Annotated in this window: 16 protein-coding genes, 2 tRNA genes and 1 other RNA gene; 15 read left to right on the top strand and 4 right to left on the bottom strand. The window is 33.2% G+C overall.

The window, feature by feature from the left end; genetic code table 11:
- Window positions 1-113: 113 nt before the first annotated feature.
- Together BBG48_RS03055 and BBG48_RS03060 are read left to right on the top strand one after the other, a co-directional pair.
- Window positions 114-1,613 (top strand): PTS transporter subunit EIIC, encoded by a 1,500-nt coding sequence (locus BBG48_RS03055; RefSeq protein WP_068912650.1) that lies wholly within the window; start codon window positions 114-116, stop codon window positions 1,611-1,613.
- A 492-nt stretch (window positions 1,614-2,105) separates the two neighbouring features.
- Window positions 2,106-2,399: a hypothetical protein gene (locus BBG48_RS03060; protein WP_274541823.1), complete on the top strand. Its 294-nt coding sequence runs from the start codon at window positions 2,106-2,108 to the stop codon at window positions 2,397-2,399.
- 217 nt (window positions 2,400-2,616) lie between these two features.
- Here the strand turns inward: BBG48_RS03060 and BBG48_RS03065 are convergent.
- From BBG48_RS03065 to yajC, 4 genes are all read right to left on the bottom strand, one after another.
- Window positions 2,617-2,706: transfer RNA gene (locus BBG48_RS03065), tRNA-Ser, on the bottom strand.
- 113 nt (window positions 2,707-2,819) lie between these two features.
- Window positions 2,820-2,909 (bottom strand) — tRNA-Ser (locus tag BBG48_RS03070).
- Window positions 2,910-3,508: 599 nt separating this feature from the next.
- Complete coding sequence (locus BBG48_RS03080; RefSeq protein ID WP_068912655.1) at window positions 3,509-5,707, bottom strand: protein translocase subunit SecDF; 2,199 nt, start codon at window positions 5,705-5,707, stop codon at window positions 3,509-3,511.
- 20 nt (window positions 5,708-5,727) lie between these two features.
- A complete protein-coding gene (yajC, locus tag BBG48_RS03085) occupies window positions 5,728-6,123 on the bottom strand; it encodes a preprotein translocase subunit YajC (protein ID WP_068912657.1) in 396 nt (131 codons plus the stop codon).
- Window positions 6,124-6,356: 233 nt separating this feature from the next.
- On the opposite strand from yajC, the gene BBG48_RS03090 reads away from it, so the two are divergent.
- The 13 genes from BBG48_RS03090 (at window position 6,357) to BBG48_RS03150 (ending at window position 21,905) form a co-directional block, all read left to right on the top strand.
- On the top strand, window positions 6,357-7,124 hold the full coding sequence (locus BBG48_RS03090; RefSeq protein WP_068912658.1) for a ParA family protein: 768 nt from the start codon (window positions 6,357-6,359) through the stop codon (window positions 7,122-7,124).
- Window positions 7,114-8,004: a ParB/RepB/Spo0J family partition protein gene (locus tag BBG48_RS03095; RefSeq protein WP_068912660.1), complete on the top strand. Its 891-nt coding sequence runs from the start codon at window positions 7,114-7,116 to the stop codon at window positions 8,002-8,004. The genes BBG48_RS03090 and BBG48_RS03095 overlap by 11 nt, the downstream gene beginning before the upstream one ends.
- 227 nt (window positions 8,005-8,231) lie before the next feature.
- A complete protein-coding gene (locus BBG48_RS03100; protein WP_068912661.1) occupies window positions 8,232-9,380 on the top strand; it encodes a glucose-1-phosphate adenylyltransferase in 1,149 nt (382 codons plus the stop codon).
- Complete coding sequence (gene glgD / locus BBG48_RS03105; RefSeq protein WP_068912663.1) at window positions 9,373-10,494, top strand: glucose-1-phosphate adenylyltransferase subunit GlgD; 1,122 nt, start codon at window positions 9,373-9,375, stop codon at window positions 10,492-10,494. The genes BBG48_RS03100 and glgD overlap by 8 nt, the downstream gene beginning before the upstream one ends.
- Entirely contained in the window at window positions 10,491-11,900 is a 1,410-nt protein-coding gene (glgA, locus tag BBG48_RS03110; RefSeq protein WP_068912665.1) for a glycogen synthase GlgA, read from the top strand. The genes glgD and glgA overlap by 4 nt, the downstream gene beginning before the upstream one ends.
- Window positions 11,901-12,056: 156 nt before the next feature.
- Window positions 12,057-13,649 carry a copper amine oxidase N-terminal domain-containing protein gene (locus tag BBG48_RS03115; RefSeq protein ID WP_068912666.1) on the top strand — a complete coding sequence of 531 codons (1,593 nt, stop codon included), beginning with the start codon at window positions 12,057-12,059 and terminating at the stop codon, window positions 13,647-13,649.
- A gap of 198 nt (window positions 13,650-13,847) precedes the next feature.
- Window positions 13,848-14,846, top strand: coding sequence for a LacI family DNA-binding transcriptional regulator (locus BBG48_RS03120; protein ID WP_068912668.1), 999 nt, complete (start codon window positions 13,848-13,850; stop codon window positions 14,844-14,846).
- A gap of 43 nt (window positions 14,847-14,889) precedes the next feature.
- A non-coding RNA gene (ssrS, locus tag BBG48_RS03125) (6S RNA) lies at window positions 14,890-15,081 on the top strand.
- Window positions 15,082-15,392: 311 nt separating this feature from the next.
- Entirely contained in the window at window positions 15,393-16,637 is a 1,245-nt protein-coding gene (locus BBG48_RS03130) for a helix-turn-helix domain-containing protein (protein WP_068912669.1), read from the top strand.
- A gap of 300 nt (window positions 16,638-16,937) precedes the next feature.
- Window positions 16,938-18,155, top strand: coding sequence for an arginine deiminase (gene arcA, locus BBG48_RS03135; protein WP_068912671.1), 1,218 nt, complete (start codon window positions 16,938-16,940; stop codon window positions 18,153-18,155).
- Window positions 18,156-18,267: 112 nt separating this feature from the next.
- A complete protein-coding gene (gene argF, locus BBG48_RS03140; RefSeq protein WP_068912672.1) occupies window positions 18,268-19,260 on the top strand; it encodes an ornithine carbamoyltransferase in 993 nt (330 codons plus the stop codon).
- Between the two features lie 14 nt (window positions 19,261-19,274).
- A complete protein-coding gene (gene arcC, locus BBG48_RS03145) occupies window positions 19,275-20,210 on the top strand; it encodes a carbamate kinase (RefSeq protein WP_068912674.1) in 936 nt (311 codons plus the stop codon).
- Between the two features lie 192 nt (window positions 20,211-20,402).
- A complete protein-coding gene (locus BBG48_RS03150; RefSeq protein WP_068912675.1) occupies window positions 20,403-21,905 on the top strand; it encodes a YfcC family protein in 1,503 nt (500 codons plus the stop codon).
- The last annotated feature ends 40 nt before the right edge of the window (window positions 21,906-21,945 follow it).

Raw genomic sequence — 21,945 nt, forward strand, 5'->3', positions numbered from 1 at the left:
AAATGCTATGAGTTTTCAAATATTTTATCAGTGTATTTAAAAGTGACTATAAATTTATCTAATATAGTCATCAGTTTATATTAAATTTTTTATATTTTATGTGGAGGGGACAAATGTTTAAAACTTTGCAAAAAATTGGTAAAGCATTTATGCTGCCGATTGCGATTTTACCGGCGGCAGGTCTTTTGCTGGGTATAGGGGGAGCACTGTCTAATCCGACAACTGTTGCCACATATCCGGTATTAAATCAGCCTTTTTTACAAGTGATATTCAAGATCATGAGTGGTGCGGGTAACGTAATATTTGGGAACTTGTCATTACTACTTTGTATTGGTCTATGTATTGGGCTTGCAAGAAAAGATAAAGGCACAGCAGCACTAGCTGGTACTGTAGGATACTTCGTAATGACAGGGACTATTGCAACTTTGCTGTCAATATTTAATCCTGAAGGGAAAGCCATAGATACAGGAGTTGTAGGTGCAATAGTTGTAGGAGCTGTAGCAGTAAAATTACACAACAAATATCAAAATATCCAATTACCTCAGGTTTTAGGTTTCTTTGGGGGTTCACGCTTTGTACCGATAGTTACATCTTTTGCAGCTATATTTATAGGCTGTATATTCTATATAATTTGGCCGCCTGTTCAAAATTTACTAGTTAGCTCAGGAGAGCTTATTTCTAAAGCAGGCCCAGTTGGTACATTTTTTTATGGATTTTTGATGAGACTTTGTGGTGCGGTAGGACTACACCATATGATTTACCCTATGTTTTGGTATTCAGCCTTAGGAGGTACGGAAGTAGTTGCAGGGCAGACTATAGAGGGTGCTCAAAAAATATTTTTTGCTCAATTAGCTGACCCTAATCACCAAGGCTTATTTACAGAGGGAACAAGATATTTTGCAGGAAGATTTTCTACCATGATGTTTGGTCTGCCAGCAGCGTGTCTTGCTATGTATCATTGTGTACCAAAAGAAAGAAGAGAAAAATATAAGGGTTTATTTTTAGGTGTTGCCTTGACAAGCTTTATAACCGGTATTACAGAGCCGATAGAGTTTATGTTTTTGTTTGTAGCACCTTGGTTATATGTAATACACGCTTTCTTAGATGGAGTATCATTTTTCATAGCTGATATACTAAATATTTCTATAGGTAACACTTTTTCAGGAGGCGTAATAGACTTTACGCTGTTTGGTATTCTTCAAGGTAATGCAAAAACAAATTGGATGCTAGAAATACCATTTGGTGCGGTATGGGCAGTATTGTATTACTTTGTATTTAGATTTTTAATAGTGAAATTTAATGTAGCAACTCCGGGCAGATTTGAAGAAACAGACGATGATGAAATCAAAGTAACTACGAAATCTTCCTTAAAAGATGAGTCAATTGAAATAATAGATGCTTTAGGCGGACAGGAAAATATAGAAGACGTAGACGCTTGTATAACTAGATTGAGAGTATCGGTAAAAGACACTCAAAAGGTTAATAAAGAAAAGCTTAAAAAAATAGGAGCAACAGAAGTGCTTGAAGTAAGCGGAGGAGTGCAGGCAATCTACGGGGCAAAGGCAGTGCTGTATAAGAATAATATAAATGATATATTAGGTATTGATGATTAATGCCATAATTGATGGACGTGAATTGTTTTAAGATAAAGCTGTAAGATACGTTATATATCATTATGACTAAAATATAATCAACTTTTAAAAGGTTCGTTAATAAGTATTGAATAAAAGTAAAGACCTATATTCGATAGCTTATTATAGAGCCTTTTTTATTGTCTATTTCCATACAAAATGAAATTAATTATTAATTACTGTTTTTATTAAAAAATTGGTATAAAAATCCTGTATAAAATTGGAGAAAATATTATGAACAAATAAGTAAAAAATATAATTATAGGATTTGGTAAAGCTGGCAAAACATTAGCAGGATTTTTTGCAAGCAAATGGGAACAAACAGTATTAATAGAAAGAGCTAAAAAGATGTATGGTGGCACTTGCATAATTGTGGCTTGCATACCTACAAAAAAAGCTTACAGTTTTGGCAGAAAATAGAAAATATAGCAGCTTGAGTGACGAAGAATACTACATCACAAGTAGGACTTACACATAAAAAAAGCAAAAGAGCAAGGCTATTACGTGAAAGTAGCAAGTATGCCGGCAGCATCCGTGCCAAAATCCAAGGTGTTAGGTCGTCCGGTTGGACTATATAAGGCAATAGTCGACTCCAAAACTGATAAAATATTGGGAGCAACCCTGTATGGCGAGCAGTCACATGAAGTTATAAATATAATTTCACTTGCGATTGATATGGGGGCGACTTATCAGGTATTAAGAGATAAAATCTATACTCACCCTACCATGGCAGAGGGATTAAATGATTTGTTTGGAATGATTAAGTAAATATTTCAAAAATATTGATGTAAAAGCTTAATATTATAGAAATATATAAATATTTTGCAATTTTAAAATAAAAAACTGATTTATTTACTAGGATTTTTCTAAATTTGCGAAAATAAACTTTGACAAATTATTGCATATGTTAACTTTTTATAGCAGATTATGAATAAATAAAAGTGCTGATTTCAATTATCTTACATGAAATCAGCACTTTATGTATTGGCGGAAAATGTGGGATTTGAACCCACGAAGCCTTAGTAGGCTTACCGGTTTTCGAGACCGGCTCCTTCAACCACTCGGACAATTTTCCTTAGAGTTTAGACGATAAAAAATATACAAAAAAATTGAGCCATAACGATAAGCTCATAGTATAGAAAAATTTATTTTTACAAAGAAATAAATTATAAAGTCAAGTATTTTAAATGGCGGAGAGAGGGGGATTTGAACCCCCGATAGGGAAAACCCTATACACGCTTTCCAGGCGTGCTCCTTAAACCGCTCGGACATCTCTCCACAGCTTTTATATTATAATAAATATAGCGTTTGTAGTCAAGCTAAAATCAAAAAAATCTAAAAATAAATTTACAATTAAAAATCACTAGTAAATGTAATAGTATACTTATAAAATCAAGTTAAATAAAAAAGTAATTTAATATTATTTTAATCTATTAATGGGTATAAAATAATTAATTTAATTACAAACGTAATAGCTTGGAGATGAAGTAGATGCAGATGTTACAAAAGAAAGATAAGGACTCAATTTTTATAGTCGCAACGTATTTACTCTTTATAATTCCGATTTTGTATCTTATAATAACAGATTTTTTATATTCCAAATCCCGCAGCGATATATTCTATACATTTACTATACTTTTTGTAATTTTTTTAAATGTTGCAACAAAATCAACTCCTAGATTGAAATATGCTGACTATGCAAGGTATTTATGTAATTTCTTATATTTTGGATATGCAATGTTTTATATTTATAAAGTTTCTTTAATATAAGGACAAATGAAAAATAGTTGCATAGCATAAAAGAGGCGGAAATTTTTTAAAATTTCCGCCTCTTTGTCATATTTTGACTGCTAAAATACTAATTTATTGTCATAGACTTATTTTTGAATAGCTTTTACATTTTTACCTGACAAATTTTTCTTGTCAGCGTTCTTTTTATCTCTCATTTTTTCAAACATTACCCATAGCGGGCTGGCTATACAAATTGATGAGTATGTGCCTGAGGCAATACCTACTAGTAGTGGTAATGTGAACTCTTTGATTGAGTCTACTCCTAGTAAATATAGGCAAACTATAGAAAGCAGTGTAGTAATTGATGTATTTATTGACCTAGTAAGAGTTTGTCTGATTGACAAGTCAGCGACTTCTTCATTACTCATTTTTCTAAAGCCTTTTAGATTTTCTCTTATTCTGTCAAATACAACTATGGTATCATTTATAGAATAACCAACCACTGTCAAAACGGCAGCTACGAATGGTGAATTTACTGGTACTCTAAATAGTGCATACACTGCAAGTAATACAAATACATCGTGTAGTAATGAGATTATAGCTGCAATACCAAAGTTCAATTTAAATCTAAAAGTTATATATATTAACATACATATACTAGCAATAATAATAGATATTACTGCATTTCGCTGGATTTCTTGACCTACAGATGCACCGAAATAGCCGGACTGTACTAAGTCGTTAGGTTGCAGAGTGTATTTTTTTTGGAATTTTGAAAATACATCTTTTCTTTGACCCTCGTCAAGATTTTTTGTAGTCTTTATCTGTATTCTGCTCTTATCATCACCAAGATAATCAATTGAGGCAGATGGGTCGACTTCGTGTACCAAAGGCATGATTTCTTCTGTTGGGATAAATTTGTGCATATTCATTTCGATAAGTGTACCACCGGAGAAATCTATACCAAGGTTAAATCCCTTGCCTACTCCAAATCCAAGACCTATAACTATGACAAGCAGTGAAACTATGAAAAATGCCTTAGTATTTTTTATAAAACTAAAACCGGTGTTGGAATCTTTTTTTACTTTAGGCACACCTAGAAGTGAATAGTCTTTTATATCTACAAAATTAACAAGGTGAGTGTATAAGAATTTTGTTACAACTATAGCGGTAAATAAGGAAACCATTATACCTAGAATAAGTGTAACCGCAAAGCCTCTAACTGAACCTGTACCAAAAGCATATAGCACAATACCGGCTATGATAGTAGTTATCTGAGAGTCCATAATAGTGCTGAATGCCTTTGAAAAACCATTTTTTATAGAGGTCTTAATACCATGACTTTCTTCAAGCTCTTCTTTAATTCTTTCAAATATTATTACATTTGCATCTACCGCCATACCAACAGACAGTATCAGTGCGGCTATGCCAGGGAGTGTTAAAGTAGCACCTAGTAAAGTGTATAAGAATAAGAATATTATTATATAAAAGCCCAGTGCGATATCTGCAAGTATACCCGGGATTTTATAGAAAATTGCCATATATAGCATTACTAATAATATGCCTATGCCAGCACCTTGTAAGCTCTTCATTAAAGCCTCATCGCCAAGCTGAGCTGATTTTGTAGAGCTTTCTATTTCCTTAAAGTTTACAGGTAATGCACCGGCTCTTATAAGAGATGCAAGCTCACTTGCACTTTTTGCTGTAAAATTACCTGATATTTCTGCTGTACCACCTGATATAGCTGTTTGGACAGATGGAGCTGATATTATTTTATCGTCCAGCATGATATATATAGGTGCATGTGTTGGAGCTGCCTTTGCTGTAGCATCTGCAAAAAGCTTAGTGCCCTCATCGTTAAATTGTAATGTGACTACATATTGCCCCTTGTTGTCGTTTGCGACAGCACTATCTTTAATATTAGAACCATTTAAAATCTCAACGCCATCTTTATCAAAGAATTTTAGCTGAGCTGTCTTACCTATGGCTTGAATGGCAGAATTGACATCCTTTACGCCGGGCAATTCTACTCTTATTCTATTTGTGCCCTCTTTGATTATAAGAGGTTCTGTAAGACCCATACCGTCTATTCTTTTACGAAAAACCTCTATGGTCTGTTTAATAATTTTTGATAATTCTTCGCCTGTTGCGTCAGTTTCTGCCTCATATACTACATAAACCCCACCCTTTAGGTCTAGACCTTGATTTACCTTTGTATATAATGGGGCAACTAAATATTTATCACCTGATTTAATGCCAAATACACTAATAAATCCCAAGGCAATCAGCAGAATAATGACAAAAATAAAACTTCTTTTGCTGTTTTTGCTATTTTTTGATTTCATAAAACTCCTCCAGTTTAAGACTACTGTTCTTTGTCGTCTTTATTGTCCTCTTCTCCGAATAGTTGCCTTTCAAATTCTTTATCTTCTTCTGTCTCTTCATATAAAGTCTCTTCTTTAGATGTAACTCTAGCTACAGCGTAAGATTGGAAATTTAATCTTACCTTGTCAGGGTCACATTCTATAGTTATTATTTCGCCATCTACAGCGACTATAGTGCCTACTAGACCACTGTATAGTATAACCGTATCGCCGGCTTTTAAAGAATTTTTCAATTGAATTGCCTCTTGTTGTTTTTTCTTTTGAGGTTTAATCATAAGAAAATAAGAAAGTGCAAACATTAAGACTAATGGCAGTAATAAACCACCTATACCACCGCCTGCTGAGCCTGCACCGGATGTTGCGTATGCTTTAATCATTATTCCTCCTATTTATTGTTACACAAAATTATATCAAATAATTATATCAATATATTTATTTAATTACAAGTTTTGCATGAAATTTTGCTACATATTTATCATAAAAAAATAAAAAATACAAAAATATTAAACAAAACCACACTATTTATAGACTAATCTGTTTGTACTAAACCCGAAATTTTGATATAATAAACTCATTAATAATTTAGTTAAAAGTAATTAGTGGAGAAAAAATGAAGACTACGGTCATATCTGTTTCAAATAACAAAGGCGGTTCAGGAAAAACCACATTGTCAGGTAACTTGGCATTTTGCCTTGCCAAAATGGAAAAAAAAGTGCTTATGATAGATGCGGATATGCAAATGAACCTTACACGCTCTTATGATTTTTCACAAGAGCAAGATAAAAATTTGTATAATGCGATAATAAAAGAAGAAGACTTGTCAAATTACATAAAAAAAACCAATTATGAAAATTTGGATTTAATAATATCAGATTATATGCTTTCAGCCTTGGATATGAAAATAATAAATAAACACAACAGAGAATTTATTTTCAAGACGATTTTGCAGCCGATAATCGATAGCGAAAAATATGATTATGTAATAATTGATACCTGTCCGTTTTTAGGGTTACTTAATTATAACATATTAGTAGCGTCAGATTATGTATTGATACCGGTTGAGCTATCAGCGTTTGGCATAGAAGGACTTGAGCCATTATCCAACTTTATAGACGAGGTAAAAATAAACAACGATAAATTAGAAATACTTGGAATAGTGGAGACAAAAGTAGACAACAGAGAGTCCACAACCGAAGAGACAAGAAGTCTATTAAGAGAGCTTTTCTCATCAAAAATAATGAAATCTTCCATACCGGTGGATATAAATATAAAAAAGAGCCAATTTGTAGGACAGCCGATATGTGACTTTGCACCATCATCAAGAGCCGCACTTTGGTATTTAGAGCTGGCAAAGGAGGTAGATTTAATTGTCGACTAAAAAACCGATAATTGACAAGTCAAGATTTGCAGGATTAAAAAAAATATCAGAAAAACCACAAGAAACTGCAAAATCAAGATTTGATGAAGATGAAAAAGTGCTATCCGTAGTAGAACTTGACCTAGATGATTTGTACGATGCACCAAGTGAGTGGAATTTTTACAAGCCACTACCTGAAGATAAATTTATTGAACTGCTGGAGTCAATTGTAAAAAATGGCTTACTGCATCCAATCGTGGTGTGGGAGCAAGATAAAGGATATATGGTTTTGGCTGGACACAACAGATTAAGAGCATTTAAAGCACTAAGAGATAACACCGAAACTGACCAATATTCAAAAATCCCGGCAATAATAAAAACAAAAAACCAAATTAACGAAAATACAGCTCAGGAGATAATAATAGATACCAACTGGGTTGCTAGACAATTAAGCAGTAGCGAAAAAACAGACTCAATACTAAAAAAATATGTATATTTAAAAAAAGATGCAACTACAAAAGGAAAGCTTAGAGATATAATAGGTCAAAGCCTAGGAATAACAGGCAGAATGGTTCAAAACTATCTTTCGCTTAAAAATCTAAAGCCGGAATATTTTGACATGATAGACGACAACGTAATTGGCTTAAATCAGGCTATAACATTGTCAAGGCTGGACAAAAATCTACAAGATTACATTTATGATATGTCTACTAGACAAGAACTGAATTTTGATTTTTTAAAAAAAATTAAAAATAACACATCAATACAAGAGCTTAAAGATATAATTAAAAAATCTCAATCAGAGGTAGAAGAAATGATTTCCATTACAGTGAAGATACCTAAAAATGCAAAAAAAGATTTTTTGAAAATTTACAGAGAATACATGGAAAATTTTAAATAAAAAATGAATATTTTGTATAATAAAAATGCAAAAAAATATTAAAGAAAATATATTTAACCATATTTAAATGCCTTGTATACCTTGACTTTACAATGAAAGAGTATTATAATTTATATACGTAATGCTTTTTCATTTTTTTTTGAAAACAAAAACAACGTTTTCATCGAATGGATACTCCAAGCTTTATGTTCTTTCATACAAACGATAGAAAAACAAGGAGGTATTTTATGAAAAAAAAGGAAATGCTGGCAATGATTTTAGCTGGTGGACAAGGTAGTAGACTGAAGATGTTCACACAAAATCTTGCAAAACCTGCAGTGCCATACGGTGGAAAGTATAGAGTAATAGATTTTGTCATATCCAATTGTGCCAACTCCGGCTTGGATACGGTAGGCGTACTCACGCAGTACAAACCATTTGAGTTACATAATCATATAGGCATAGGTGCGTCATGGGCTTTAAATAGACGAGATGGCGGAGCTTTTATATTGCCACCATATATGAGCGAAAAAGAGCAAAATTTTTATAAGGGCACTGCACACGCAATAGAACAAAATATAGAGTTCATTGACCTTTTTGACCCACAATACCTATTGGTATTATCAGGTGACCACATTTACAAGATGAACTATCAAAAAATGTTGGACGTTCACAAAAAAAATAACGCTGATATAACCATAGCAGTAATAGAAGTGCCATGGGAGGAAGCTCCAAGATTTGGAATAATGAATACTGATGAAGATGGTAAAATATATGAGTTTGAAGAAAAACCTGAGCATCCAAAGAGCAATTTAGCGTCTATGGGAATATATATATTTAACTGGCAGGCATTAAGAGAAGAATTTAAAAATGCTGAACTGGAAGCAAGAGGCAAAGAAGATTTTGGTAAAGACATAATTCCATCATTCCTAGCTCAGGATAAAAAATTATATTCTTATAAATTTTCAGGATATTGGAAAGACGTTGGTACATTAGAGTCCTATTGGGAGTCCAACATGGATTTATTAGACATAGATAACCCGCTCAATCTATTTGATACATCATGGCAGATAAGGTCTCACAATAAATCACTTCCACCTATGTATATATCAAAGGATGCACAGGTGGTTCATTCCATGATAGCTGATGGAGCTAGGATTAAAGGCACAGTCAAAAATTCAATAATATTCTCAGAGGTAAAAGTAGAAGAGGGAGCAATAGTAGAGGACTCAGTAATAATGGGAGAAACCACCATAAAAAAAGACGCTCATGTAAAAAAAGCTATAATAGGTGAACACGTTATTATAGGAGAAAAAGTGCAGGCATATAGTGAGGACGGCAAGCTATATTCCATAGGAAGTAATGCAACATTGGACGGAGGTGAAGAAGATGTTTAGAAATCCGATAATGGCAATTATTAATCTAAACGAAGACCACATAAGAAAAAATGACCTCATACTAAACAGACCTCTAGCTACACTGCCTATAGCAGGAAGATATCGCTTGATAGACTTTATCTTATCGAATATAACTGCGGCAGGCATTACTAATGTCGGTATATTTGCCCAAAGAAAGATACGTTCACTAAATGACCACATCGGCGATGGCTCAACTTGGGATTTAGATAGATTAGTAGATGGACTGTATATATTTTCAAACCGCTATGAATTAAATGAGAAACAAGCGGTTGGAGATATACAAAATGTATTTGAAAACATTGACTTTATAGAAAGGTCAAACCAAGAGTATATATTGGTAACAAATCCATACTTTATCTTTACGATTAACTTTGACGAGGTACTTGATGCACATATAAGCTCTCAGGCTGATATCACAGCTTTATACAAGACTGTAGAAAATGCGGATGTAGATTTTTATAAAAGCACAGTATACAATGTCAATAATGGAAAAATCAGCAGCATTGGCAAAAATATGTGCTCCTCAAAGGAAAGAAATATCTCCATGGGGTGCTATTTACTAAACAGAGAAAAGTTCCTAGAGCTGATGTATTCAGCTATAGAAACAGGACAGTATAATTACTTAGACAATATGCTACAAAGCTATATGCTTGAGAGCGAATGTAATTTATACAGATATAACGGATTTTTAAAAGCAGTAACTGACATAAAAAGCTACAGAGAGTTTAATAACGCATTGCTTGATGAAAATATTGGTGATGAAATTTTTCAAAATCCTAATGTTCAGATTTACACAAAGACTAAAGATGAGGCACCAACATTTTTTGACAGCACATCAGATGTAAAAAATTCCATAGTTGCCTCAGGGTGCATCATACAGGGGAAGGTGAAAAATTCTATAATAGCTAGAAAAGTTATTATAGGAAAAGATGCAGTGGTTGAAAACTCTATACTTTTGCAAAACACAGTAATTGGTGAGGGAGCTTATATAAACAACGTAATAACTGACAAAAACGTAACTATACAGGAAAAGAAAAAATTGATTGGTGACATAAATATGCCTATAATTATTAAAAAAGGAGAAACGATATGAAGGTACTTTTTGCATCTTCAGAAAGTCAAGCCTTTATGAAGGTTGGAGGTCTAGGAGATGTAGTTGCATCTTTGCCTAAAGCTCTTAGCAAGATGGCAGTGGAATGTTCAGTTATCATTCCTCTTTATAAGGGGATAAAGCAAAAATATCCCGATTTAAAAAAGATTGACGATTTTTATATTTCTCTTGGCTTTAGACATCAATACGTAGGACTTCATCAAAAAAAAGTTGGCGATGTAATGTATTACTTTGTAGATAATGAGCAGTATTTCGACAGAGATACAATATATGGACATTTTGACGATGGAGAAAGATTTACATTCTTTTCAAAAGCTATTGTAGAAGTAATCGCAAGGCATTTTAGAGACTACGACATAGTACATTGCCACGACTGGGAAACAGCAATGGTAATACCTCTACTTCGTGAGTATCAATTGACACAAAAAACGGTATTTACAATTCACAACCTGAGATTTCAAGGCGTATTTGATTTTGATATGGTATTTGATATGCTAGGATTGCCATATTATTACAACTCCGAAGATAAAATGGCATATTATGGCAAAGCTAATTATGTCAAAGCAGGCATAGTCTTTGCAGACAAGGTTACGACAGTTAGTCCAACATATGCTAATGAAATACAAAATGACTACTTTGGTGAAAATCTTGATGGCTTGATTAGAAAGTACAACAATAAAATAGTCGGAATATTAAATGGAATAGACTACGATGTCTATGACCCGAAAAAGGATAAGTACCTATCATCATCATATGATAAAAATAATTTGGGAAATAAATACAAAAATAAACTTGCTTTCCAAAAGGAAATGGCACTTCCACAAGACAAAGACACTATTATGGTCGGTATGGTCTCAAGGCTTACTGACCAAAAGGGACTTGATTTAATCAATGCGGTATTGGGTGAAATACTGCAAATGAGATTACAGCTGGTAATTCTTGGCACAGGCGACCCTATCTACGAAGACAGCTTTAGAAACAGTGAATATGCTAATCACGATAAAATGAGAGCGATAATAAAATATGACGACAGGATAGCCTCAGAGATTTATGCAGCAAGCGATATATACCTTATGCCATCTCAGTTTGAGCCATGCGGTTTGTCACAGATGATTGCGATGAGGTATGGGTCAATCCCTCTAGTTAGAAAAACAGGCGGTTTGAATGACAGCGTAGTGCCATACAACAAATTTACAGGAGAGGGCAGCGGATTTGCATTTGGCAATTACAATGCACATGAAATGTTATTTACCTTGCAAGATGCTGTCAGAATTTATTATGATGAAAAAGATGTTTTCAATAATTTAATAAAAAATGCTATGCAGCAGGATTTTAGCTGGAAGGTTTCAAGTCAAAAGTATCTTGATGTATATAAATCATTATTATAAAAACAAAATAGTCTCCAATTAAAACGGAGACTATTTTTTGTAACGTTTATTTAATATAAAATCACTTTATATTTTATCGTCTCGGGTATTATAATAGTACATGAGATTTAAAATAAAAATCTGAAACAAAATAAAAATTGAAAGGATGATTATTAAATGAAAAGATTTTTTATAGGAGCATCAGCACTAAGCTTATCACTAGCAATGTTCATGGGCTCTGCTTATGCAGCTCAAACAATGAAAATTGATACTGTAGTACCTGCGACAGTAGGAGCATTGGAAGAACAAAAGGGAACATTAATTAATGTAAGAGAAGAAAAAGCGGACGCTTGGGGCGAAGAACAAACTTTTGAATTAAAATTATCATCAGGAATAAAATGGAATAGCAAAACACTAGTTAATGGAAGAGCTGCTCAAATAGATGGTAGTTCTCTTAAATTTAAGATTAAAACAGACTTAAAAGAAAGAGACATGTTTTATGTAGTACCTTATTTTGATATTGAAAGAGGTACAAAACCAGGCGATTTGACAGTATTAGTAGATGTAGTCGGCAAAAATGACAGCGAAGTAGCAAAAGTTGCTACAATCAGTGACTACGCAGTTAATATTTCATCATCATATCAAAGAGCAACAGAAAATACAAAAATACCAGTAGAAATAACAATAACAGAGGCAGTAGAAAACTCTATGATAAGTGGCTCACCATTTGATTTAGTTTTTGATAACGCTGATATAGTAAAAGACTCAGTTAAAATCAAAAATGTTAAAGGTGAAGATACACTAACAGTTAGAAATCAAAAAGGCGATTATGTAAGCCTCGACTTAAATGAAAAAGCAGCTACACCTAATAAATGGACAATAAATCTTGATATAATGCCAAAGAACGGCTATAAAGGCGACATAACAGCTACGTTTGAAGGTAAAGGTTTCGACACAGTTAAGACAGTTGTAGCCAATGTAGTAGAAGGACTTAGCGTTGCTGAAAGAAAAGCTGACGTAATAGAGCTTGGCAAAATGGACCAAAAATTATCTGATATAATAATATCTGAAACTCAAGCCGGAGCATTACAAGAAGGCGAATATTTACTAAAATTAGACCCAGCATATAAAGGACTACAATTTGGTAAAGACTTTAAAGTAGAAGCTACAAGAGGAGACATCAGAGTAGGTAATGAAAAACTTGACGGAACAACTATTGGATTTTCAGTAAGAGGAGAATCTATAAAACCATCTACAATTACAGTTTCTAATCTTATGGTTACACTAGACAAATTTGGCTATGATGGTAGCTACAAATTTAATCTAGTAAATGCAAAGATGCCTGACCAAACAATCAAAACTATTGAATTATTTGTAGTAAACCCAGCACCAAAACAAAGAGAAGTTGTATTTGCTATAGGAGGCAAAGATTACACAGTAGATGGCAAAGCTATGAGCTTAGACTCTGAGCCATATATATCTAATGGCAGAACCATGCTACCAGTAAGAGCACTTTCTGAAGCACTAGATAGCAAGGTTGATTGGGATGCGGCAACAAGAACAGCTACACTTACAACTAAAGACAACAAAATAGTAACTATAACTCTAGGACAAAGCAGCATGACAGTAGATGGCAAGAGTGTTACACTTGATGCACCAGCTGAAATAAAAGATGGAAGAACATTTTTACCAATGAGAGCTATAGCTGAATCTCTAGGTGCTGAAGTTAAATGGTCTGCTTCAAGCAAAACAGCAACAGTTATTAAATAGTAAATTATTTTTATAAATAATATTAAACAAAAAAGTGCCAACTCAAACTTAAAGTGGGCACTTTTTTAAATTATATTTTTTTATAAAGTAGCAGTTGTAGTAATTTTAATATTATATTACAAAATGTTTTAAGCTTGAAATAGTTTTCCTAAAGATGTATAATTAACACAATTGAATATTAAATAAAGGAGTTATTTTATGCCAGTTACAATTAAAGATGTAGCAAGGATGTCAGGCGTATCTATTTCAACAGTTTCTAGGGTTATAAATGAATCAAAGCCTGTAAGTGAAGCTATTAAAGAAAGAGTTTTAAAAATTATTGAAGAAACCGGTTATGTTCCAAATCCGGTAGCACGTTCGTTAGTAATGAAAAAAAGTCAGTTAATAGGTGTCATCGCTCCTGACTTGTCAGACTCAATGGTAGGAACATTTCTTAACGGTATTGAAGAAATAGCTAGAATGTACGAATATGACTCACTTGTATGCACGACGTACAATGATGATAAAAAGCTGGATTATTATATAAATTTACTAGTGTCAAAACAGGTTGCCGGGATAATCATGATTACCTCTGAGATAAATGAACAGGTTAATCAAAAACTGGTTATGCAAAAAATCCCGACAGTGTACTATTCAAAAACGCTAGGGAAAATGCAAGCTGTTAACTTTGTTGATATAGACAAAAATAAAGCGTTTGAAATGCTGATTGAAGAGGTTAAGACTACCGGTAAACTAGCATTTTTAGCTAAAGAGTCAGATAAAACAGACCAAGCAGATGTTGATGATGAAAAGCTGATTAAAAAGATACTGGACGAAAAAAATATTAGCTATGAAATACTTAGAGTATCTAATGACAGAGACAAATGCTATAAGGAATTACTAAAAAAATTTAAAAAAGAAAAATTTGCCAGTGTAATATCAACTACTGATGAAAAGACGCTTGCTGCGGTTTTTGTAGCAGAAGACCTTAGTATAGCAATTCCTAAGCAAATGAAGATAGCTCAGCTATATGACACAAAAACCATAAGCTTAATCAGACCAATGGTTACAAGCTTGGAAATGCCATATTATGACATTGGAGCAGTGTGTGCTAGAATGGTTGTAAAACAAATCGGTTCTAAGGATAAAAAACCATCTACAAACTATTCAAACATGATACTTGATGCAAAAATAATTAAAAGAGAAAGTACAAAATAAAAATTTATACCATTTTACAAATTTATATAAATGTATTATAATAATATTACTGGAGTATTCGTCAATCATTATTAAATTCAACCGACAATATTTATACGGGAGACCGTTGTTCAGACTACAAAAATATGCCTTGGCGTCACGGACGTATCCTGGTAATTAGCGTAGCTTGACAGGTCACCCACCTGGGATTCATCTCGGGAGTGAATTTATGTGATAACGGTACCCCGGTTTTTTATGCAAATTTTTGCATTTAAATATTAAATAATCAAAACCACTGTATACAATAAATAATGCAAATAAAATGAAATTCACCGATTTATTTTAGCTTTTATGTAGATATACTACATCAAAATTACTAAGATAGTTGGTGAATTTTTTTGGCATTTACTAAATAAAATTTTGAAATCTAATCAGTTTTATGGTATATTTTATATGTATAAATTAAATATTTATTAGTGATAATTTCGAACTAATTATTTTATAATTAGTTAAATTTTATACAATCTACTAACTCAAAATTTTAAATTACAACTCGGGAATAAAATTATGAGAAATTATGAAATTCAAACAGCTTTCACCTCAAGCTATGACAAGCGTAAGCTTTGTTCGTATGATATAGAGGTTATTAATGAGCCAACTACACCACTAATCCATCAGCAGAGCCGTTTTTTGGTATTTTTTACAGGCATTGGCAAAATAAAGATTGACGACAAGATTGTAAATATATTGCCACACGCAATAATCAGCATATTTCCTTGGCAAATAACTGAGGTAATAGAAGTTGGCCAGCCATTGCAATACATTAAGCTGGTTTATAATATGGACTTTATAAATCAGAACATGAAAATACAGTATAATTATTTAAAAGAGCAATTTTCCTTTGAAAAAGAAATGACAGAGCATCCGGTAATCTATCCATCTTTGCAGGAATGGGAGACATTTATAAAAACCTTTGATGATATAAAATCCGAAGTGGGAGTGGAGTCTATTTTGGATGTCAAAGAGGAAAAGCTCCTTGCCAGTGTGTATGTCACGAATAAACTGATGGAAGTAATTATATGGTATTTGCGGATAGCACATAAGGTTGATGTAAAAATAAAAGAGGTTGAAAATCCAGACTTTGATGAAAGAGCCGAAATATTCAAGTATTTGTATTCACATCTTGGAGCAAAGCTTACACTAAGCTCAGTTTCAAAACAATTTTTTATGAGTGAGTCCTCGCTGGCAAAATACTGTATGGATGTTACAGGATATACCTTTAACGACTTGGTAAACCAAATGAGGATAGTAAAAACCACAGAATTTCTTATATATACAGATGTTACACTTAATGATATCGCAGAATTAGTAGGTTTCACAGATGCATCCCATCTTTCAAAGACCTTTTCAAAAAAAATTGGTGTCACACCAAATCACTACAGAAAAATAAATCAAAACCTTTCTATTGAGCTAAAAAACAACGAAAGAAGTGTAACCTACGACATGATATCGTACATTTACTCAAGATTTACAGGAGATATCACAGAAGAGGATGTTTGTAAAAAATTCAATATGAGCATTAACGAATTAAATAGAGTGTTGCTCTATGTGGTAGAGCGTAATTTTAATGACTTTGTAAATTATTTGAGGATAAATTATTCATGTGAGCTTTTGCTTTCAACAGACGATACAATAGTAGATATAGCTATTGCAGTGGGATTTAACAACGCACGCACCTTTACTAATCAATTCCAAAAACAAAAATTTATGAAACCGACACAATTTAGAAAAAATATAGAATGTAATATATAAAAAATAAATATTGGAATTGCATAACTTTATAAGAATATAAAACAATTTAAAAATAAATGAGTGAAAAATTAAACTATTTTTACAAAAAAATAACGTTTTTTTTTCACTCATTTTATTTTTATTTGTTATATTATTATTTTGCAACAAGGAAATATATTCTTATCACAAAATATATTTTTTGGTGTTTTGAAAAACGTTTTTTTAAAATAATCTATGTGTCTACTAACAGACATAATAATTTTAAACAATGCTTTAAAATTATGAATATTTGTCTCACAATTTTAACTTAGGAGGTTGTAAATGTCAGTTATTAACGTAACTAGTGAAATTAAACCTTTGAAAAAAGTTTTACTTCACAGACCAGGAAATGAATTACTAAATCTTACTCCAGACACTTTACAGGAACTACTTTTTGATGATATCCCATTCTTAAAGGTAGCTCAACAAGAGCATGACGCATTTGCAAAAATATTAAAAGATGAAGGTGTAGAAGTTGTATATCTTGAAGATTTAATGGCTGAAACACTAAAAGCTAATCCAGGACTTAGAGAGCAATTCTTAAAACAGTTCATAGAAGAAGCCGGAATAGCTACAGAAAAATATACAAACCTAATATATGATTATCTTAATGCTATTAAAGACGATAAAGAATTAGTGCTTAAAACTATGGAGGGTGTAAACCTTAACGAAGTACAAAACGGCAACAAATCTTTGATAGACTATGTATCTGAGTCTAGTAAAATGATAGTAGCTCCAATGCCTAACCTTTACTTCACAAGAGACCCGTTTGCATCTGTTGGTGATGGTGTAGTGCTAAACAGAATGTATTCAGTTACTCGTAACAGAGAAACTATATACGCATCTTACATCTTCAATTATCACCCAGAATACAAGGGTAAAGTTGAAATGCTTTATGACAGAAAGAACGACTTCCATACAGAAGGTGGAGACGTGCTTAACCTTAACGATAAAGTACTAGCAGTTGGTATATCTCAAAGAACAGAACCTGATGCAATAGAGCTACTTGCTAGAAACATCTTCTTCAAATCTAACTGCAAAATCGAAACAATATTAGCATTTGATATACCGGTATCAAGAGCATTTATGCACCTTGACACAGTATTTACTCAAATAGACGTTGATAAATTCACAGTACATCCAAATATTCTTGGACCACTTAAAGTATTTGAAATCACAAAAGGCAGTGATGATATAAAAATCACTCCTCTAACTGATGAATTAGATCACATCTTAGCTAAATATCTAGGACTTCCAAAGGTAGAATTAATTCTTTGCGGTGGCGGAGACAAGATAGTAGCAGAAAGAGAACAGTGGAATGACGGCTCAAATACACTTTGCATAAGACCAGGAACTATTGTAGTTTACGAAAGAAACGATGTGACTAACGCAGTTCTTCGTAAAAAAGGACTTAATGTACTTGAAATGCCATCTGCCGAATTGTCAAGAGGTAGAGGCGGCCCACGTTGCATGAGTATGCCTTTAGTAAGAGAAGACTAATTTTATTAGTAATTTGATAAAAGTTTTTACTAATAGCGTTTGGTGTATCGATTTATGCCAAACGCTATTAGTAAATAATATAGACCTATATAATTAAAAAGGGAGAAAATATATGCCAATAAATTTACAAGGAAGAAGCTTTTTAAAACTATTAGATTTTTCAACAGCTGAAATAGAATATCTTTTAGATTTATCAGCACAACTTAAAAAATTAAAATTAACAAGAACACCTCACAGATATCTTGAAGGAAAAAATATAGTTCTATTATTTGAAAAAACATCTACAAGAACACGTTGCTCTTTTGAAGTAGCAGGCTATGACCTAGGTATGGGAGTAACTTATCTTGACCCAGGTAGCTCACAGATGGGCAAAAAAGAGTCTATAGAAGATACAGCAAGAGTGCTTGGCAGATTTTATGACGGTATAGAATACAGAGGTTTCAGCCAACCACTAGTAGAAGAAATAGCTGAAAAAGCTGGAGTACCAGTATGGAATGGACTTACTGATGACTTCCACCCAACTCAAATGCTTGCAGATATACTTACAATGAAAGAAGAATTTGGTGACGTTAGAGGCAGAACACTTACATTCATGGGCGATGCAAGAAACAACGTTGCAAACTCTTTAATGGTTGTTTGTGCTAAATTAGGTATAAACTTCAGAGCTTGCGGACCAAAGGAATTGATGCCAAAAGACGAGCTAGTTCAAACCTGCAGAAAAATTGCAGAAGAAAACAGATGCACAATAACTTTAACTGATGATGTTAAAGAAGGTGCTACAGGTGCAGATGTTATCTATACAGATATATGGGTATCCATGGGAGAACCTGACTCAGTATGGACAGAAAGAATAAAATTGCTTGAAAAATACAGAGTAACAAAAGAAGTAATGAAGATGGCTGGAGAAACATCTATATTCCTACACTGCCTACCTTCTTTCCATGACACTCAGACTACAATAGGCGAAGACATAGCTAAAAAATTTGGTGTTACAGAAATGGAAGTTGCAGACGAAGTATTTGAATCAAAACAGTCAAAAGTATTTGATGAAGCAGAAAACAGAATGCACACAATCAAAGCTGTTATGTATGCTACATTAAAATAACATCGGAGGAGTTAATGTCAAAAATAGTTATAGCCTTAGGTGGTAATGCTCTTGGCAACACACCTGAAGAACAATTACAGTTAGTAAAAAATACAGCGAAATCAATAGTCGATTTAGCTAAGCAAGGTCATCAAATAATGATTGGTCATGGAAATGGACCACAAGTAGGAATGATAAACCTAGCAATGGAGTTTGCTGCAAATAACGGAGCAAACACCCCATCTATGCCATTTCCTGAATGTGGAGCTATGAGCCAAGGTTATATAGGCTATCATTTACAACAAGCAATTGGTGATGAGCTTAAAAAAGCAGGCATCGACAAACAAGTAGTGTCTATAGTTACACAGGTAGTTGTAGACGAACACGACAAAGCGTTTACAAATCTTTCTAAACCTATTGGAGCTTTTTACAGCAAAGAGGATGCAGAAAAAATCCAAAAAGAAAAAGGATATACATTCGTAGAAGATGCAGGAAGAGGTTACAGAAGAGTTGTAGCATCTCCTATCCCTCAAAAAATAGTTGAGGCAAAGGTTATCGAACAATTAGCCGCAAATGGTACATTAGTCATAACAGTCGGTGGCGGAGGAATACCAGTAGTTGAAACTGCTGGAGGACTTAAAGGTGTACCTGCTGTTATAGATAAAGACCGTTCAAGTGCAAAGCTTGCAACAGATATTAAAGCTGATAAGCTTGTAATATTAACAGCAGTTGAAAAAGTATTTGTAAACTTTAACAAGCCTGACCAAAAAGCTCTTGATACTCTTACACTACAAGAGGCTCAAAAATATATAGAAGAAGGACAATTTGCCAAAGGCTCAATGCTACCAAAGGTAGAAGCGTGTATGGAATTTATCAAAAATGCACCTGCCGGTGCTGAGGCAATAATAACTTCTCTTGAAAAAGCAAAAGATGCTCTTGATGGAGCTACAGGTACAATAATAAAAAAATAATTGATGGCAAAATCACAGTATGACTTAAATTGTATATCACTACAACTTAAGTCTTACATAGCATTTATAGAAAAAGTATGTTATACTTTAACTTAAATAAAGGTTTATTTAAGATTGGTTGAGGAATTTTAATTAACCGATATTTGTGTACACATATTTTTACTATAATCCTTACAAAGGAGGAACTTAAAAATGGAAGAAAATAACAAAAATGTAGTTGATACTCAAAAAGCTCCTGCAACAAACAAAAAAAAGAAATCCTCACTTTCGGCTTTCAGTATATTGTTTTTAATCCTTATTGTTATTTATATTATTTCCAAATTCACTGCCGGTCTTACATTTGAACCAACACTTTACAAAGGTGCTGAAGAACCGGTAACTGAAACTATAGCCGCTAAATTATCAGATTTAGTAATGTCACCATACCTTGGTTTTAATGATGCAATAGACATTTCAATATTCGTACTTATACTTGGCGGATATCTTGGAATAGTTACTAAAACCGGTGCTCTTGAAGCAGGTATCAATCACTTAGTAACAAAAATGAAGGGCAGTGAATTGGTACTTATCGGCATATTAATGTTCTTATTCTCTGTTGGTGGTACTACTTATGGTATGGCAGAAGAAACTATAGCTTTTTATGGACTTATGAGTATGGCAATGGTATCTGCCGGATTTGATACAATAGTTGCATCTGCAACCATCTTACTTGGAGCTGGTGCAGGGGTTTTAGGTTCTACCATTAACCCATTTGCAGTAGGTGTTGCTGCTGACGCATTAGTAGCAAAAGGTATCGAAGTTAACCAAACAATAATCATTGGTCTTGGTGCAGCTCTTTGGTTAGTAACTACAGCTATTTGTATGTTCTTTGTGTTTAAATATGCTTTAAAAGTAAAACATGATAAGGGCTCTACTATTTTATCATTACAAGAACAACAAGATATGGTAGATAACTTCTCAGATAAGGGAACAGAAAAATTAGAATTTACTCCTAAACACAAATTAATACTTACAATATTTGCGTTTGTATTCGTAATAATGATAATATCATTGATGCCTTGGTATTCATTTGGAGCAGATGGGGTTCATGTATTTGATGGCTGGACATCATTACTTACTGGTATGCAGTTTGGTGACTGGTACTTTGGCGATTTAGCTATGTGGTTCTTCTTATTCTCAATCGTAATGGCATTAATTGCCGGCTTTAGCGAAAAAGAAACAGTTGACACATTTATAGCAGGCTCTGCTGATATGCTTTCAGTTGTATTAATCATAGTTGTATCTAGGGGTGTTTCAATGCTTATGCAAATCACTCACATAGATGCACTTATACTTGACAGAGCATCTATTGCACTACAAGGAGCAAACCCTGTAGTATTTGTAATAGGTTCATATATACTTTATATACTATTATCATTCTTAATCCCATCTACATCAGGTCTTGCAACAGTTTCTATGCCAGTTATGGGTGGCTTGGCTGCCAAATTAGGATTTAGTCCTGAATTAATGATAATAATATTCTGTGCAGGCTCAGGTATAGTAAACTTAATCACTCCTACAAGTGGTGTAGTTATGGGTGGTTTACAGGTTGCAAAGGTAGAGTATTCAACATGGCTTAAATTTATGAGAGTACCTCTGCTTGTAATATTTGCAGCCTCAGTAATAATACTTTGTGTAGCAGGCATGGCTCTATAAAATTAAATAGAAAAACAACTCCTAAAAATGGGGTTGTTTT

This window comes from Criibacterium bergeronii (genome assembly GCF_001693775.2).
Classification (GTDB): domain Bacteria; phylum Bacillota; class Clostridia; order Peptostreptococcales; family Filifactoraceae; genus Peptoanaerobacter; species Peptoanaerobacter bergeronii.

Bases quoted from the DNA above. Each gene is read 5' to 3' on its own strand.
- BBG48_RS03055 (WP_068912650.1), top strand. From the start codon at position 114: ATGTTTAAAACTTTGCAAAAAATTGGTAAAGCATTTATGCTGCCGATT.
- BBG48_RS03080 (WP_068912655.1), bottom strand. From the start codon at position 5,707: ATGAAATCAAAAAATAGCAAAAACAGCAAAAGAAGTTTTATTTTTGTC.
- BBG48_RS03100 (WP_068912661.1), top strand. From the start codon at position 8,232: ATGAAAAAAAAGGAAATGCTGGCAATGATTTTAGCTGGTGGACAAGGT.
- BBG48_RS03090 (WP_068912658.1), top strand. From the start codon at position 6,357: ATGAAGACTACGGTCATATCTGTTTCAAATAACAAAGGCGGTTCAGGA.
- BBG48_RS03150 (WP_068912675.1), top strand. From the start codon at position 20,403: ATGGAAGAAAATAACAAAAATGTAGTTGATACTCAAAAAGCTCCTGCA.
- glgD (WP_068912663.1), top strand. From the start codon at position 9,373: ATGTTTAGAAATCCGATAATGGCAATTATTAATCTAAACGAAGACCAC.
- argF (WP_068912672.1), top strand. From the start codon at position 18,268: ATGCCAATAAATTTACAAGGAAGAAGCTTTTTAAAACTATTAGATTTT.
- arcC (WP_068912674.1), top strand. From the start codon at position 19,275: ATGTCAAAAATAGTTATAGCCTTAGGTGGTAATGCTCTTGGCAACACA.
- BBG48_RS03130 (WP_068912669.1), top strand. From the start codon at position 15,393: ATGAGAAATTATGAAATTCAAACAGCTTTCACCTCAAGCTATGACAAG.
- BBG48_RS03120 (WP_068912668.1), top strand. From the start codon at position 13,848: ATGCCAGTTACAATTAAAGATGTAGCAAGGATGTCAGGCGTATCTATT.
- yajC (WP_068912657.1), bottom strand. From the start codon at position 6,123: ATGATTAAAGCATACGCAACATCCGGTGCAGGCTCAGCAGGCGGTGGT.
- glgA (WP_068912665.1), top strand. From the start codon at position 10,491: ATGAAGGTACTTTTTGCATCTTCAGAAAGTCAAGCCTTTATGAAGGTT.
- arcA (WP_068912671.1), top strand. From the start codon at position 16,938: ATGTCAGTTATTAACGTAACTAGTGAAATTAAACCTTTGAAAAAAGTT.
- BBG48_RS03115 (WP_068912666.1), top strand. From the start codon at position 12,057: ATGAAAAGATTTTTTATAGGAGCATCAGCACTAAGCTTATCACTAGCA.